Raw genomic sequence first — 15,261 nt, 5'->3', positions numbered from 1 at the left:
GGGGCGCTCCGCGCGGCGGGCGGCCCCGACCGCCGCCGTGCCGCCCCGGCAGGCGCCGCCGGGGCCGAGGCCGCGCTGCTGGACCGCGCTTCCGGCCCGGTGCTCACCGAGCGTGAGGCCAAGGCCGTGCTCGCCGCCTATGGCGTGCCCGTGGTGGCCGAGACGCTGGTGAACGATGCCGAGGCCGCCGTGGCCGCCGCCGAGGCCGCCGGCTACCCGGTGGTGCTGAAGGTCGAATCCCCCGACCTGCCGCACAAGACGGAGGCCGGTGTCATCCGCCTCAACCTGGGCGACGCCGCGGCGGTGCGCGCCGCCCATGCCGAGGTGATGGCCAACGCCGCCCGCGCGGCGCCCGGTGCGCGCCTCAACGGCGTGCTGGTGCAGCCCATGGTGCCGGCTGGCATCGAGATGGTGGTGGGCGCCGTGCGCGACCCGCTCTTCGGCCCAACCGTGCTGGTGGGCCTGGGCGGGATCCTGGTGGAACTGCTGCGCGACAGCGCCGTGGCCCTCGCCCCGGTGGGCCATGCCGAGGCGCGGGCGATGCTGGTGCGGCTGAAGGGCGCGAAGCTGCTGGAGGGCTTCCGCAACCTGCCCGCCGTGGATCTCGACACCCTGGCCGGCATCGTCCAGCGCGTCTCGGAGCTGGCGGCGGACCATGCGGACCGCATCGCCGAGATCGACGTGAACCCGGTGATCTGCAACGGCACCCGTCAGCTGGCGGTGGACGCGCTCATCGCGCTGCGGCCTCCGGAGACGGCGCCGCGTGGGTGAGCAGCACCAGCTTGCCCGTGGCGCGCCGCGCGGCGAGCGCTTCCAGCGCCTCGGCGGCCTGCTCCAGCGGATAGGTGGCGGAGATGTGCGGCGCGAGCCGCCCTGCCGCCACCCAGGCGAACAGCTCGGCCAGCAGCGCGCGGTTGGCCTCCGGCTCGCGCCGCGCGAAGTCGCCGTAGAACACGCCGACGATGGCGCAGCCCTTCAGCAGCGCGAGGTTGAAGGGCAGGCGCGGGATCTCGCCGCTCGCGAAGCCCACCACCAGGTAGCGCCCGCGCCACGCCGTGGAGCGCAGCGCCGGCTCGGCCTGCGCGCCGCCGACGGGATCGAACACCACGTCCACGCCGCGCCCGCCGGTGAGGGCGCGCAATTCGTCGCGCCAGCCCTCGGCGGTGTAGTCGATGGCGGCCTCGGCGCCCTGCGCCAGGCAGGCCGCGCGCTTCTCGGCCGTGGAGGCGGCGGCGATGACGCGCGCGCCGAGCAGCCGGCCGATCTGGATGGCCGCCATGCCGGTGCCGCCCGCCGCGCCCAGCACCAGCAGCGTCTCGCCGGGCTGCAGGGCACCGCGGTCGCGCAGGGCGTGCAGCACCGTGCCGTAGGCAAGGCAGATGGAGGCCGCCGCCGCCGGCGCCACGCCCTCCGGCACCGGCACGATGCGCGCCGCCTCCACCGCCACGGCCTCGGCGAAGCCGCCCCAGGTGATCAGCGCCGCCACGCGGGTGCCGATGGGCGGCCGCGCCACGCCCTCGCCCAGCGCCGCCACGGTGCCGCACACCTCGCCGCCCGGCGCGAAGGGAAGGGGCGGCTTCTGCTGGTATCGCCCCTCGATCAGCAGCGTGTCGGGGAAGTTCACGCCGCAGGCCTCGACATGCAGCAGCACCTCGCCAGGGCCGGCCACCGGCTCCGGCAGCTCCCCGGCGCGCAGGCCGGAAGGGGGACCATAGGCGTGGCAGAGCATGGCTTTCATCGGCGGCGTTCTCCCGGGCGATCCTTGGCGCCCAGCCTGGACACGCGGCGGCATCCGCGCAAGCCTGTGCGCCACACCCAATCGACCTGAACGAAGAGACGGAGCGGAACGGATGGATTTCAGTCACTCGCCGAAGGTGGCGGCGCTGCGGGAGCGGCTGCTCGCCTTCGTGGACGAGCACATCGCGCCGAACGACCACCTGCACCACGAGCAGCAGGCGGCGATGACCGACCGCTGGCAGCCGGTGCCGATCACCGAGGCGCTGAAGCCCAAGGCGCGCGAGGCGGGGCTGTGGAACCTCTTCCTGCCCGAATCGGGCCATGGCGCCGGCCTCACCAACCTCGAATACGCGCCGCTGGCCGAGATCATGGGCCGCTACCCGTGGTCGAGCGAGGTGTTCAACTGCTCCGCGCCCGACACGGGCAACATGGAGACGCTGGAGCGCTACGCGACCGAGGAGCACAAGGAGCGCTGGCTGAAGCCGCTGCTGGCCGGCGAGATCCGTTCCTGCTTCGCCATGACGGAGCCGGATGTCGCCTCGTCGGATGCCACCAACATCCAGACGCGCATCGTGCGGGATGGCGACCACTACGTCATCAACGGCCGCAAGTGGTGGTCCTCGGGCGCGGGCGATCCGCGCTGCGCCATCTTCATCGTCATGGGCAAGACCGACCCGGAGGCGGAGAAGCACAAGCAGCAATCGATGATCCTGGTGCCGCGCGACACGCCGGGCGTCACCATCAAGCGCATGCTGCCGGTGTTCGGCTTCGACGACGCGCCGCATGGCCATGCCGAGATCCTGTTCGAGAATGTGCGCGTGCCGGCCGGCAACATCCTGCTCGGCGAGGGCCGCGGCTTCGAGATCGCGCAGGGGCGGCTTGGCCCGGGGCGCATCCACCACTGCATGCGCGCCATCGGCCTGGCCGAGCGGGCGCTCGAGATGATGTGCCGCCGCTCGCTGGAGCGCCGCCCCTTCGGCAAGCCGCTCGCCGACCAGGGCGTCATCATCGACCGCATCGCGCAGTCGCGCATCCTGATCGACCAGTGCCGGCTGCTGACGCTGCACGCGGCGTGGCGGATGGACACGGTGGGCAACAAGGTGGCGCGCACCGAGATCGCCGAGATCAAGGTGGCGGCGCCGGACATGGCCTGCCAGGTGATCGACTGGGCGATCCAGGCGCATGGCGCGGCCGGCGTCACCGAGGATTTCGGGCTGGCCTACATGTACAAGATCGCCCGCACACTGCGCATCGTCGACGGGCCGGACGAGGTGCACAAGTTCCAGCTCGGCCGCATGGAGCTGAACAAGTACCGCGCCCCGCGCAACGCCCGCCCGGGAGAATCCGTGTGAACACCGCCATGGACCGCTCGCTCTTCGACCTCACCGGGCAGGTGGCGATCGTCACCGGCGCCTCGCGCGGCATCGGCCGCGCCATCGCCGAGCGCATGGCGCAGCAGGGCGCGAAGGTCGTCGTCTCCTCCCGCAAGCTCGATGCCTGCCAGGAGGTGGTGGACGGCATCAACGCGCGCGGCGGCGAGGCCTTCGCCCATGCCTGCAACATCGGCCGCAAGCCGGAATTGCAGGCGCTGGTCGATGCCACCATGGCGCGCTGGGGCCGCATCGACACGCTGGTCTGCAACGCCGCGGTGAACCCCTATTTCGGCCCGGCCATCGACATGCCGGACGAGGCCTTCGACAAGATCATGGGCTCCAATGTCCGCTCCAACCTGTGGCTGGCCCACATGGTGATGCCGGGCATGGCGGAGCGCGGCGGCGGCACGGTGGTCGTCATCTCCTCCATCGCCGGGCTGCGCGGCTCGCCGGTGCTGGGCGGCTATGCCATCTCCAAGGCGGCCGACATGCAGCTCGTGCGCAACATCGCGGTGGAATGGGGGCCGCGCAACGTGCGCGCCAACTGCATCGCCCCCGGCCTGGTGCGCACCGACTTCGCCCGCGCGCTGTGGGAGGACCCCGAGATCTACCGCAAGCGCACGCGGGACACGCCGTTGCAGCGCATCGGCGAGCCGGACGAGATCGCCGGCGCGGCGGTGTTCCTGGCCTCCGCGGCCGGCAGCTTCATGACGGGGCAGACCATCGTCATCGATGGCGGGATCGTCGCGGGCTCGCCGGCCACCGGGGAGGAGTAGGGCCATGCCAGAGAGCGCGCTGGCCGGCACGCCCGCGCTGGTGCCCGTGCTGGAGAACCACCGCTTCGACGAGGCGGCGCTGCGGCGCCACCTCGCCGGGCGGCTGCCGGGCTTCGAGGGGGCGGTGGCCATCCGCCAGTTCCAGGGCGGCCAGTCCAACCCCACCTTCCATGTGGCGACGGATGCGGGCGACTACGTGCTGCGCAAGAAGCCGCCCGGCAAGCTGCTGCCGAGCGCCCACGCCGTGGAGCGCGAATACCGCGTGATGCGCGCGCTGGAGGGCAGCGGCGTGCCGGTGCCCGCCATGCGCTGGCTCTGCGAGGATGCGGATGTCATCGGCACCCCCTTCTTCCTGATGGACCACGTCCCCGGCCGCATCTTCCCCGACCGGGTGATGCGCAGCGGAGACCCGGCCGAGCGCGCCGCCATCTATGCGGACCTCGCCCGGGTGCTGGCGGCGCTGCACGCGGTGGACTGGCGCGCCGCGGGCCTCGGCGATTTCGGCAAGCCGGAGGGCTACATGGCCCGCCAGGTGGCGCGCTGGACCAAGCAGTGGCACGCCGCGCAGGTGGAGGAGATGCCGGAGATGGAGAAGCTGGCCGAATGGCTGCCGCGCCATCTGCCGGCGGATGACGAGACGACGCTCGCGCATGGCGATTTCCGCCTGGGCAACGTCATCATCCACCCCACCGAGCCGCGCGTGGTGGCGGTGCTGGACTGGGAGCTGGCCACCCTCGGCCACCCGCTGGCCGATCTCGGCTATGCCTGCCTCACCTACCACATGCCGCCCGGCCCGAGCGGGGCCACCGGCCTGCTGGGCGAGGATTTCGCCGTGAGCGGGATTCCGGACCAGGAAAGCTTCGTGGCGGAGTACGCGCGGGCGGCAGGGCGGCCGGTGCCGCGCGACCTCGACGTGTTCATCATCTTCTCCATGTTCCGCCTGGCCTCGATCGTGGCGGGCGTCTGGAAGCGGGCGCTGGACGGCAACGCCGCCGACCCCCGCGCGATCGGCTATCGGGACCGCTACCGCGGCATGGCAGAGGGCGGCTGGGCCATCGCCCAAAGGTTGAGCTGACGCTGGGTTGCACTATTTCGCAGTGTGCTCTTGCTCCGTCCCCGTGCGGCATGGCATGGCTGCCCTTGCCCGCTCGCCTGTGTGAATGCGGGCTGAATGTGGCAGATGACGCAGCCGGATCGGCCTGGAGAGCACAAAGCGGGCATTCAGGCCGGGGCGGGGCGGGAACGCTGGCTGCCAGGCCTGCGCGCCTATCTGATCGCCTTCGCCATGGCCCTCCTGCTGCCTGCCCTGGGTATCGGTGGTGCCGTGGCCTGGCAGGCCATCCAGGCCTATCGCGGCGCCTTCGAGGGGCGGCTGCAGGACACGGCACGGGCGCTGGCGCTGGCGCTCGACCGCGAGATCGGCGCCTATGAGGCGACACTGGCCGGCCTGGCCGCGGCGCCGGAGCTGGACGAGGGAGCAGGCGAGGCGGCCCTCGCCCGGTTCCGCGCCCGGGCCCACGCCATCGCGGCGGCCATGGATAGCTGGGTGGTGGTGCAGGGCCCCGGACCCGACTATGCGATGCTGCTGCATACCCTGGCGCCGGCCGCGCAGCCATTGGGCAGCGGGCTGCGCCTGCCGGAGCCGGATGCCCCGGTGCCCCGGGTCTTCCGCACCGGCCGGCCCGCCGTGGGCAGCCTGGCACGGGGACTGCGCTCAGGGCGGCAGGTGGCTTTCGTCTTCGCCCCGGTCACGCGCCAGGGGCGCGTCATCCGCGCCATCGGCATGGCGCTGGACCCCGCCCGCATCGCCCGGCTGCTGGAGCGGCACAACCTGCCCCCCACCGCCTTCGCCGTGGTGACGGACCAGCACGACATGGTCGTCGCCCGTTCCCGCAACCATGCGCGGTATGTCGGGCGCGCCGCGCCAGGCTGGTATGCCGCCGGCAAGGCCGGGCGCACCAGCGGCTTCCTCACAGGGCAGGCCCTGGAGGGGCAGCCCGTGGTGCTCGGCTTCGCCACGCTCGCCGCCGCGCCGGGCTGGAGCATCGCCGTCAGCGAGGCCGCGGCGGCCTATGAGGCGAGCTGGCGCCGGCCGATGCAGGCGTTGGCCGTGGGCGCGGCCCTGGCGCTGCTGCTAGGCCTGGCTCTTGCGCTCTGGCTGGGAGGGCGGCTGCTGCGCCCGGTGCGGGCGCTGACCGCCGACGCGGCGACGGTGACGCGCCCCGGCGCCACGCCGCCGCTGCGCGCGGTGCCGATGGCCGTGGCGGAGTTCGAGACGTTGCGCCGCCACCTCGGCGCGGCCGACGCCACGCTGCGCCTGCAGGCGGCGGAGGCGCGCGCCGGCGAGGCCCGGCTGCGAACCGCGCAGGCGGTGGGGCAGCTCGGCGTGTTCGAATACGATGTCGCCCGCGACCGTTTCTGGCGCTCGGAGGAACAGCAGCGCCTGCACGGGCTGGACGCCGGCGCCCCTCAGCCAGACCTGGCCGGCTATCTGGCGCAGGTGCACCCGCAGGACCGGCCCGGCTTCGCCCGGAAGATTGAGGCGGCCTTTCTGGGAAGGGAGGGGGTCTCCACGGTCCATCACGTCTTCCGCTTCCACCGCTTCGACACCGGCGCCGAGCGCTGGCTCGCCGTGGATGCGGAGGTCACGGAGCGCGACCGCGCGACCGGCCGTGCCCTGCGGGTCAATGGCACCACGCGCGACATCACCGAGCACCAGCGAGCGGTCCTTGCGCTGGCGGCCAGCGAGGAGCGCCTGCGGCTGGCCATCGAGGGCACCGGCATGGGCAGCTGGGATCTCGACATCGCCAGCGGCCGGCTCATCTTCTCGCGCCATGTCTTCCTGATGCTGGGCCGCACGCCGCCGCCGGGCGGCGAGACGACGCTGGAGGCCTGGCGCACCCATGTCCACCCTGAGGATCTACCGGTTCTGCGCGGCGCCTGGCGGCAGGCCGAGCAGGAGGGCAGCCTGTATCACGCCACCTACCGCATCCGCCGCGCCAATGATGGCATGGAGCGCTGGATGGAATCCTATGGCCGCTTCATCCACGCCGCCGGGGCCACCGGCCCGCGCTTCGTCGGCGTCATGTTCGACGTGACGGCGCGGCGCCAGACGGAGGAACGCCAGGGGCTGCTGATGCGCGAGGTGGACCACCGCGCCAAGAACGTGCTGGCCGTTGTGCTCTCCGTGGTGCGGCTCAGCCGCAACGACGATCCGCGTGCCTTCGCGGAGGCCGTGGAGGGAAGAGTGGCCGCGCTGGCGCGGACCCATGAGCTGCTGGCGCGGGAGAAGTGGAGCGGCGCGACCCTGCGGGCCCTGGCCGAGGAGGAACTCGCCGCCTATCGTGGCGCCGCCGCGGGGCGGGAGCGCATCCTGCTGGACGGGCCGCCGCTGCGCCTTGAGGCCTCGGCGGTGCAGCCGCTCTCGATGGCGCTGCATGAGCTGGCGACCAATGCGGCGCGCCATGGCAGCCTGTCCCGCCCGGAGGGGCAGGTGGTGCTGCGCTGGCGGCAGCATGAGGACGGCATGCTCCGGCTGTGCTGGAGCGAACGGGGAGGGCCGGCCATCCCGGGGCGGCCCACCCGGCAGGGCTTCGGCAGCCGCCTGCTGCGCACGGCGATCACCGGGCAGCTGGACGGCACCGCGGAGCTCGACTGGGACGAGGGCGGGCTGCGCTGCACGATCGCCGTGCCCGGCACGCTGGTTTCCCTGGCGGCGGAGGAGCAGGCCGCCTCCCCGGACGCGGCACCGGCGCCGGGGGAGATGCCGCCTGCCGCCCCTGCGCTGCAGGGGGTGCGGGTGCTGGTGGTCGAGGATGAGGCCCTGATCGCCGAGGATACCGCCCAGATCCTGGCCGCGCTGGGCTGCACCGTGCTGGGCCCCGCGGCGACGCCGGAGGCCGCCCTGGGCCTCCTCGGCAGGGAGGCGCGGCCCGATGTGGCGCTGCTCGATGTCAACCTGGCCGGACGCAGCTCGTTTTCCGTGGCGGAGAAACTGGCCTCACAGGGCGTCCCGGTGGTCTTCATGAGCGGCTACAGCGATCTCGGCGACTGGCGGGGCAAGGCGGCCGCCGTCCTGTGCAAGCCGGTGACGCCGGCGGAGATCGCCTCGGCGTTGCACCGCACAGTGGGGCGGATGCTGGCCTGAACGCCCCGGCGGCCGGGCCGGGGCCTCAGCCGCCTGGGAGTTTTCCGGGCGGCAGGAAGCGGAAGGAGACCCGGTGCCGCCCGGTTTCCCCCGGTTGCAGCCAGCGCATCGAGGGCTTCTCGGCCAGCTCTCCGCTGAATCCTTCCGGATCGCCATGCCCGGTCCAGGCTTCCAGGCAGAGGAAGGGCGCGCCGGCCGGGGACCAGAGGGCCAGGTGCGGGAAGTTCTCCAGCCGCAGGGCGATGCGGCCCCGCGCGCCGTTGTGAAAGCACACGGCCCGGCTGCGCAGCCCCAGGAAGCAGAGCGCCTCCCGCGCCAGCAGGCCGGGGCTCAGGCGCAGGCGGCGGCCTTCCAGCGGCACCGGCCGGTGCCGCGCCGAGAACAGCCCGCCCGGGGCGATCTCTGGCACCTCCGGCCGCTCCGCGCGGCTGAAGTGCAGCACATGGCCCCCGGCGCCCGGCACCGTCGGGTCCCAGGCGAAGCCGGGATGCAGGCCCAGCGCATAGGGCAGGGGCACGGCGCCCGGATTGTGGATGGCGAACCCGGCCGAGAAGCCCCGCGCCATCAGCCGGTAGGACACCGTCAGGCAGAAGGCGAAGGGGAAGCGGGCGCGGCTTTCCGCCGTGTCCCGCAGGCGGAGCCGCGCCTCCGCCGGACCTTGCGACACCGCCTCGAACAGGCTGGCGGCGGCGAAGCCGTGCACGCCCATCGGGTAGCGCCGGCCCTCGTGACGGATCTCCCCGCCCCGCGTCCAGCCGACCACGGGGAACAGGATGGGCGAGGTCTGCGGCCACCAGGCCGGGTCGGCGTTCCAGAGAAGCTCCTGTCCCTCCACGCACCAGGAACGCGGCTCGGCGCCATAGCGGGCCAGGGCGAGGCTGGCGCCGCCATGGCGCAGCAGGAGGGGCTTGTCATCCATGGGGCGGTGTCCTTCCGGCGGCGTGAGTCCGCCGGGGCACCGGAAACAGCAACCGCCCGCCGAAGGCAAGACGGCAAGGCCGGGCGACCCCTGCGGTGCCCGGCCCGCCACTTCCCTCAGGCGGCGCGGGCGGCGATGGCGCGGGCACGCGCCAGCAGCGCCTCGGCGCGGCGGATGATCGGGATGTCGATCATCTTGCCGTCGATGGCGAAGGAGCCGCGCCCCTGCGCCGCCGCCTCACGGTCCAGCACGATCATCCGCTCCGCCGCCGCCACCTTCTCGGGCGAGGGGCTGAAGCCGGCGTTCAGCACCGGCACCTGCGCCGGGTGGATCGCCGAGGCGCCGACGAAGCCGAAGGCCGCCGAGCGCCGCACCACCCGCTCATAGGCCGCGAGGTCCGAATAATCGGCCACGGTGCTGATGGTGCCGAGCGGCATCAGCCCGGCGGCCACCGCCGCCTGCAAAATCTGCTGCTTGGGCATCAGCAGCACCTCCTCGGTCGGCTCGCCGCCGATCGCCGTGGCGTAGTCCTCGGCGCCGAGCGAGAGGCCCACGGTGCGCGGCGTGGCGCGGGCGATGGCATGCGCCTGCGCCAGCGGACCCGGCGCCTCGATCAGCGCCACGAAGCGGATGCCGCCCTCCGGCAGGCCGCGCTGCTGCTCCAGGCGCGAGACCAGCTCGTCCAGCAGCCGCAGATGGTCCGGCCCCTCCACCTTCGTCACCATGATGGCGGCGACGCCGGGGATCACCGCTGCCTCGATGTCGCGCACCGCATCCTCCAGCGGCTGGTTGATGCGCACCAGGATGTCGGCGCGCGCCTCGCGCTTCAGCCGGGCCACGGCGGCCTCCACCTTGCGGCGGGCCTCCGGCTTGTCGGCGGGGGCGATGCTGTCCTCCAGGTCGAGCTGGATGGCGTCGGCGCCGCGCTCATGCGCGCGGGCCAGGAAGCGCTCGACGTTCACCGGCACGAACAGGCCGGAGCGCCACACCGGGTGCGGGCGCGGGCTCATGGCGCCATCACCAGGCCGGCGGCGGCGGCGGCCTCGATCTCGGCGGCCGAGAAGCCGCCCGCCGCCAGGATGTCCCGGCTGTGCTGGCCGAGGCGCGGCGCCGGGGCGCGGATGGCGCCCGGCGTGCCGGAGAGGCGGGCCGGGATGGCGTGCATCGGGAACTGCCCCATCTCCTCGTCCGGATACTCGGCCAGCAGGCCGCGCGCCTGCACATGCCGGTCCGCCATGAAGCGGACGATGTCGTTGACCGGGCCGATGGTGACCTCGGCGGCTTCGAAGAAGGCCACGTTTTCCTCCAATGTCTTCTGGGCGACGAAGGCACCGATGATGGCGTCCAGCTCCTCGCCATGCGCCACGCGCTGCTCGTTGGTGCGGAAGCGCGGGTCCTCGACCAGCTCGCCGCGCCCGATGGAGCGCAGCACCCGCTCCGCCATGCCCTGGGTGGAGGCGGAGAGGCAGACCCAGCCGCCATCCCTGGTGCGATACACGTTGCGCGGCGCCGCGCCGGTGGAGCGGCTGCCGGTGCGCGGCTTGGTCTTTCCCGTGAGGCGGTAGTTGGCCGCCTGCGGGCCGAGCGCGGTGAACAGCGGGTCCAGCAGCGGCAGGTCGATCACCTGGCCCTGGCCGCCGCGCATCTCCACCGCGCGCAGCGCCGCCATGGCGGCGAAGGCGCCGGTGAGGCCGGCGATGGTGTCGGCCAGGTACATGGGCGGCAGCACCGGCTCGCGGTCGGCGAAGCCGTTCATGTCGGCGAAGCCGGCGAAGCCCTCCACCAGCGTGCCAAAGCCGGGGCGGCGGGAATAGGGCCCGTCCTGCCCCCAGCCGGAGATGCGGACGATGATCAGCCGCGGCTCCAGCTTCAGCAATTCCTCCGGCGGCAGGCCCATCGCCTCCAGCGTGCCGGGGCGGAAGCTTTCCACCAGGATGGCGGCGCCGGGGACCAGGCGGCGGATCAGCGGCACCGCCTCGGGGTGGCGGAAGTCGATGCAGAGGCTGCGCTTGCCGCGGCCATGCACCTTCCAGGCGGTTTCCACCCCGCGCACCCGCCAGCCGCGCAGCGTGTCGCCGTCGCGCGGCTCCACCTTGTCCACCGTGGCGCCGAAATCGGCCAGGTGCTGCGTCAGCGTGTTGCCGGCGACGAGGCGGGAAAGGTCCAGCACCCGCACGCCGTCCAGCGGGCCGGAGGCGCCGGGCGTGTAGTCGGCATGGGGCAGGCCGGCGGCCCGCGCGGTATCAAGCGGCGACATCGGCGCCTCCCCGGAACAGGATGCCGCCCGCATGGGGCAGCCAGAGATCGAGCCGGTCCTCGGCCGGGGGCTGGCGCGCCTCCAGCCGCAGCGCGGCACCCGCCAGCTCCAGCCCCACCTGCCAGTTGCCGCCGACATAGGAGCGGCTGGTGACGCGCGTGGCCAGCACGGAGCCGCCCTCCGGCGCGGTGCCCGGCGGCGCCACCTGCATCTGCTCGGGGCGGAAGGCGAGGGTGACGCGGCTGCCGCCGGGGGCGGCGCGCTCGGCCACCGCCTCCAGCCGCTGGCCGTCGGCCAGTTCCAGCAGGGCGCGGCCGCCGGCCGGCGCATCGCCCACCACGCGGGCGGGCAGGAAGTTGGTGGTGCCGATGAAATCCGCCACGAAGGGATCGGCCGGCCGCTCGTAGATCTCCTGCGGCGTGCCGATCTGCGCGATGCGCCCGCCATTCATCACCACGATGCGGTCGGAGAGCGAGAGCGCCTCGATCTGGTCGTGGGTGACGTAGATGGTGGTGAGGCCGAGCCGCGTGCGCAGCTCGGCCAGCCAGGCGCGGGCGCGGTCGCGCAGCTTGGCGTCGAGGTTGGAGAGCGGCTCGTCCAGCAGCAGGATGGCCGGGCGGTACACCAGCGTGCGCGCCAGCGCCACGCGCTGCTGCTGCCCGCCCGAAAGCTCGTGCGGGTAGCGGCCGGCGTAGCGCTCCATCTCGACCAGCGCCAGCACCTCGTCGATCCGGCGCTTCCGCTCCGCCGCCGCCACCTTGCGGAGGGTGAGCGGGAAGGCGACGTTGTCGGCCACCGTCATGTGCGGCCACAGCGCGTAGCTCTGGAAGACGAGGCCGCAGCTGCGCGCCTCGGGCGGCAGGTAGATGCCGCGCGCGGCGTCGAAATACACCGTGCCGCCCACCTGGATGCGGCCGCCATCGGCGCGGTCGAGCCCCGCCACGGCGGCGAGGGTGGTGGACTTGCCGCAGCCCGAGGGGCCGAGCAGGGTGACGAACTCGCCATCCGCCACGTGCAGGTTGACGTCATCGACGGCGGTGACGCCGCCGAAGCGCTTGGTCAGCCCCTGGATGGTCAGGTCAGCCATGCAGCTTCACTCCGAAGATGCCGCGCACGGCGGCGACGCAGACGGCGATGACCGCCACCTGGATGGTCGCCAGCGCGGCGACGAGGCCCACCTCCCCCTGCACCCACAGCTGCAGCAGCGTGGTGCCGATGACCTCGCTGCCGGGGGCGAAGAGGAAGATCGCGGTCGAGTATTCCTTGAAGAAGGAGATGAAGAGGATGGTGAAGCAGCCGACCAGGGCGGGGCGCATCAGCGGCAGCAGGATGCGGCGGCTGGTCGTCCACCAATCGGCGCCCTGCACGCGGGCCGCGCGGTCGAGATCGTGGCTCACCTGCAGCAGCATGGGCGCCACGGCGCCGATGCCGGCCGGGATGAAGCGCATGGTGAAGGCGATCACCAGGATCCAGATGGAGTTGCGCAGGAAGCCGAGCCCGGGCAGCAGCGCGAAGGCGTAGAAGAAGCCGATGCCCGCCACCACCCCCGGCACCGCGCGCGGGAACAGCGCCAGGTATTGCAGCGCGCCGCGAAAGCGGAATTCCGAGCGGTGCACGATGATGGCCACCAGCCCGATCAGCGCCGTGGCGATGGCGCCGCCCACCAGGCTGACCACGAAGGAGTTCCACACCGCGCGGGAATAGACGGGGTACTCGAAGATCTGCACGAAGTTGCCGGTGGTCAGCACCTCCGAGAGCGGGATCATCGGCGAGAGGAAGGCGGTGAAGGCGCGCAGCACCAGCACGCCGATCGGCGCGATGACGGTGGCCAGGATGTAGAGCGCGGCCAGGATGAACAGCGGCCAGCGCAGCCCGCCCAGGCGGAAGGGGCGGGGCCGCGTCGCCTTGCCGCCGAGCGTGATGAAGCGGCGCGTGTTGCCCAGCATCCGCCCCTGCAGCCAGACCAGGAAGCACACCACCGCCAGCATCAACGCCGCCGCCGTGGCCACCAGCCCATGGTCGGGCCGCGGCGAGGAGATGCCGTTGTTGAACAGGAAGGTGGTGAGCACGGTGATGCCCGCCGGGTCGCCGAAGATCAGCGGGATGGAGAGCAGCTCCAGCCCCACGGTGAAGTTCAGCACGGCGCTGTAGGCGATGGCCGGCTTCATCAGCGGCAGGGTGATGCGCCACAGCGTGCGGAAGGTGCCGGCGCCGGAGACGCGCGCCGCCTCCTCCAGCGAGGGGTCGGTGATGCTGGCGGAGGAGAGGCAGTAGATATAGGCCAGCGGCGCCTGCGACACGCCGGCGATGACCGCCATGCCGGCCAGCGAATAGAGCGTCCAGGGCGCCTCGCCCAGCACCGACTGCCACAGCATGGTGAGGTAGCCCGCCGGGCCATAGACGGCGTACCAGCCGAAGGAGAGCACCAGCGCCGAGAGGTAGAGCGGCCAGAGGAAGAACTCGCTCATCACCCGCGCCAGGGGCAGGTCGGTGCGGCCGAACAGGATGGCGGCCAGCGTGCCCACGAACTGCGCCACCAGCGTGGTCAGCGCCGCCAGCACGACCGTGTTCAGCAGCACCAGCCCGAAGCCCTCGGTGCGGGCCAAGCGGGCGAAATTGGCGAGCGTCAAATTGTACTCGGCGTCGTAGAGCGCGCCGTCGAGCACCGATTGCAACAGCACGGGCAGCAGCGGCCCCGCCACCAGCACGAGCACCAGCAGCGCGGTGCCGTACTGGATCGGCGCGGCGCGCGGGATGGCCGGCGGCGCGGGCGGCGCCTCCGGCCGGGACATGGCCAGGCTCATCGGCTCAGCTCACGCCGTAGGCCTGCTTCCAGCGGTCGATGAAGGGCTGGTACTGCTCCAGCATCGCCGGGTTGTAGTCGATGAAGGCGATGTTCTTCTCGCCGCCCACCGCCTCGCTGATCGAGCTGAAGGTGTGGCGGATGCCCTCGCCGGGGCGGATGTCGGGGCGCGCCGGCGTCAGCCCGCCGCGGCCGAAGGCACGCTGCCCCTCGGCGGAGGCGATGTAATCCAGCATCAGCTTGGCCGCGTTGACATTGCGCGCCCCCTTCGGGATGGCCATGCCGCGCAGGATGACAAGCTGCCCGTCCTCGATGAAGTTCCAGCCCAGCACGCGCGCCCGCGCCGGGTCGTTCAGCCGGGGCCAGAAGGTGATGGCGGAGACGAACCAGCCGGCGGCGTATTCGCCCGAGGTGACCTTCTCGGTCATCGGCCCGCCGGAGCGTTCCCAGCGCGGCTGGGCGGGGGCGATCTGCTTGAACCACTCCCAGGCCTGATCGCCATGCTTCTGCACGAAGCCGAAATTGGCCGAGTAGCCGAAGCCGCCATTGTGCGCGCCGTAGCTGGTCAGCTTGTTGCGCCAGCGAGCGCGGTTCTCCTGCGCCAGGTTGGCGAATTGCGCGAAGCTCTTCGGCTGCTGCGCCTCCGGCACCAGCATCTTGTTGTAGATGAACACCAGCGGGTCGGCCGAGACGGTGTAGACGCCGGGCCAGGGCTTCGACCAGGCGGGCCAGGCGGCGGCCTCGGGGCTTTCATAGGGCATCACCTCGCCGCGCTGCTGGAACTCGATCCAGCCCGAGGGGTCGGCGGTGGCCAGCAGGTCGGCGGTGCGGCTGTTGGTGCCGCGCTCGGCGAGGTAGCGCTCGAACACCTCGCGCGAGTTCGGCAGGTCGAGCGTCTCCACCTTGATCTTGGGGTAGCGGCGGTTGAACCCCTCCAGCACCGGCCGCCAGTTCTCGGCCGACATGATGGAGGAGATCAGCAGGCTTCCCTCGCGCTCCGCGCCCGCCACCACCTCCTGGTAGCCCTGCGGGTAGCCGGCGGGGGCTCCTGTCGCGTTCGCCTGCGCCCGCAGCCCGGCGGGCAGCAGCAGGGCGGGCAGGGCAAAGGTCGTGCGGCGTCCGATCCGGTTCATGGACATGTCCTCTCCCGATGGGGTCCGCCGGAAACGGCGCTCTCGACCCCGGCGCTCTTTGGCGCAATTATTGGCGCCAATACGCTAGGGCTGCTGTTCCGCCCCTGACAACCCTC

Annotated in this window: 12 protein-coding genes; 5 read left to right on the top strand and 7 right to left on the bottom strand. The window is 72.7% G+C overall.

Annotated elements, in window-relative coordinates:
- The coding region (locus ACFOY6_RS14440) for an acetate--CoA ligase family protein (RefSeq protein ID WP_379651451.1) at window positions 1-771 on the top strand (771 nt) is incomplete at its 5' end.
- Here the strand turns inward: ACFOY6_RS14440 and ACFOY6_RS14435 are convergent.
- On the bottom strand, window positions 731-1,738 hold the full coding sequence (locus ACFOY6_RS14435) for an NADPH:quinone oxidoreductase family protein (protein ID WP_379651449.1): 1,008 nt from the start codon (window positions 1,736-1,738) through the stop codon (window positions 731-733). The genes ACFOY6_RS14440 and ACFOY6_RS14435 overlap by 41 nt on opposite strands.
- 112 nt (window positions 1,739-1,850) lie before the next feature.
- Here ACFOY6_RS14435 and ACFOY6_RS14430 point away from each other — a divergent pair, with 112 nt between their 5' ends.
- The 4 genes from ACFOY6_RS14430 to ACFOY6_RS14415 all read left to right on the top strand — a co-directional run bounded on the left by ACFOY6_RS14430 (window position 1,851) and on the right by ACFOY6_RS14415 (window position 8,033).
- Window positions 1,851-3,089, top strand: coding sequence for an acyl-CoA dehydrogenase family protein (locus ACFOY6_RS14430; protein WP_109517088.1), 1,239 nt, complete (start codon window positions 1,851-1,853; stop codon window positions 3,087-3,089).
- An 8-nt stretch (window positions 3,090-3,097) separates the two neighbouring features.
- Complete coding sequence (locus tag ACFOY6_RS14425) at window positions 3,098-3,886, top strand: SDR family NAD(P)-dependent oxidoreductase (protein WP_379651447.1); 789 nt, start codon at window positions 3,098-3,100, stop codon at window positions 3,884-3,886.
- A 4-nt stretch (window positions 3,887-3,890) separates the two neighbouring features.
- Window positions 3,891-4,961 carry a phosphotransferase family protein gene (locus ACFOY6_RS14420; protein WP_379651445.1) on the top strand — a complete coding sequence of 357 codons (1,071 nt, stop codon included), beginning with the start codon at window positions 3,891-3,893 and terminating at the stop codon, window positions 4,959-4,961.
- A gap of 105 nt (window positions 4,962-5,066) precedes the next feature.
- On the top strand, window positions 5,067-8,033 hold the full coding sequence (locus tag ACFOY6_RS14415; RefSeq protein WP_379651442.1) for an HWE histidine kinase domain-containing protein: 2,967 nt from the start codon (window positions 5,067-5,069) through the stop codon (window positions 8,031-8,033).
- 25 nt (window positions 8,034-8,058) lie between these two features.
- On the opposite strand, the gene ACFOY6_RS14410 is transcribed toward ACFOY6_RS14415, so the two are convergent.
- From ACFOY6_RS14410 to ACFOY6_RS14385, 6 genes are all read right to left on the bottom strand, one after another.
- A complete protein-coding gene (locus ACFOY6_RS14410; protein ID WP_379651440.1) occupies window positions 8,059-8,952 on the bottom strand; it encodes an aldose 1-epimerase family protein in 894 nt (297 codons plus the stop codon).
- A 116-nt stretch (window positions 8,953-9,068) separates the two neighbouring features.
- On the bottom strand, window positions 9,069-9,962 hold the full coding sequence (locus ACFOY6_RS14405) for an HpcH/HpaI aldolase/citrate lyase family protein (protein WP_379637159.1): 894 nt from the start codon (window positions 9,960-9,962) through the stop codon (window positions 9,069-9,071).
- Window positions 9,959-11,209, bottom strand: coding sequence for a CaiB/BaiF CoA transferase family protein (locus tag ACFOY6_RS14400; RefSeq protein WP_379637161.1), 1,251 nt, complete (start codon window positions 11,207-11,209; stop codon window positions 9,959-9,961). The genes ACFOY6_RS14405 and ACFOY6_RS14400 overlap by 4 nt, the downstream gene beginning before the upstream one ends.
- Window positions 11,196-12,296 carry an ABC transporter ATP-binding protein gene (locus ACFOY6_RS14395; protein ID WP_109517083.1) on the bottom strand — a complete coding sequence of 367 codons (1,101 nt, stop codon included), beginning with the start codon at window positions 12,294-12,296 and terminating at the stop codon, window positions 11,196-11,198. The genes ACFOY6_RS14400 and ACFOY6_RS14395 overlap by 14 nt, the downstream gene beginning before the upstream one ends.
- The gene (locus tag ACFOY6_RS14390; protein ID WP_379651438.1) at window positions 12,289-14,013 is read right to left on the bottom strand and encodes an ABC transporter permease; all 1,725 of its coding nucleotides are present in this window, start codon (window positions 14,011-14,013) and stop codon (window positions 12,289-12,291) included. The genes ACFOY6_RS14395 and ACFOY6_RS14390 overlap by 8 nt, the downstream gene beginning before the upstream one ends.
- Before the next feature lie 4 nt (window positions 14,014-14,017).
- Window positions 14,018-15,145, bottom strand: coding sequence for an ABC transporter substrate-binding protein (locus ACFOY6_RS14385; RefSeq protein WP_379651436.1), 1,128 nt, complete (start codon window positions 15,143-15,145; stop codon window positions 14,018-14,020).
- Window positions 15,146-15,261 lie beyond the last annotated feature (116 nt).

Origin of the sequence: Teichococcus aestuarii, assembly GCF_042651065.1 — a bacterium.
Taxonomy (GTDB): domain Bacteria; phylum Pseudomonadota; class Alphaproteobacteria; order Acetobacterales; family Acetobacteraceae; genus Pseudoroseomonas; species Pseudoroseomonas aestuarii.
Note: the sequence above shows the minus strand (reverse complement) of the source record. Positions and strands in the feature narration are given on the sequence as shown.

Coding starts and splice junctions, on each gene's coding strand:
- ACFOY6_RS14385 (WP_379651436.1), bottom strand. CDS start 15,145: ATGAACCGGATCGGACGCCGCACGACCTTTGCCCTGCCCGCCCTGCTG.
- ACFOY6_RS14405 (WP_379637159.1), bottom strand. CDS start 9,962: ATGAGCCCGCGCCCGCACCCGGTGTGGCGCTCCGGCCTGTTCGTGCCG.
- ACFOY6_RS14415 (WP_379651442.1), top strand. CDS start 5,067: ATGACGCAGCCGGATCGGCCTGGAGAGCACAAAGCGGGCATTCAGGCC.
- ACFOY6_RS14400 (WP_379637161.1), bottom strand. CDS start 11,209: ATGTCGCCGCTTGATACCGCGCGGGCCGCCGGCCTGCCCCATGCCGAC.
- ACFOY6_RS14425 (WP_379651447.1), top strand. CDS start 3,098: ATGGACCGCTCGCTCTTCGACCTCACCGGGCAGGTGGCGATCGTCACC.
- ACFOY6_RS14435 (WP_379651449.1), bottom strand. CDS start 1,738: ATGAAAGCCATGCTCTGCCACGCCTATGGTCCCCCTTCCGGCCTGCGC.
- ACFOY6_RS14395 (WP_109517083.1), bottom strand. CDS start 12,296: ATGGCTGACCTGACCATCCAGGGGCTGACCAAGCGCTTCGGCGGCGTC.
- ACFOY6_RS14420 (WP_379651445.1), top strand. CDS start 3,891: ATGCCAGAGAGCGCGCTGGCCGGCACGCCCGCGCTGGTGCCCGTGCTG.
- ACFOY6_RS14410 (WP_379651440.1), bottom strand. CDS start 8,952: ATGGATGACAAGCCCCTCCTGCTGCGCCATGGCGGCGCCAGCCTCGCC.
- ACFOY6_RS14390 (WP_379651438.1), bottom strand. CDS start 14,013: ATGAGCCTGGCCATGTCCCGGCCGGAGGCGCCGCCCGCGCCGCCGGCC.
- ACFOY6_RS14430 (WP_109517088.1), top strand. CDS start 1,851: ATGGATTTCAGTCACTCGCCGAAGGTGGCGGCGCTGCGGGAGCGGCTG.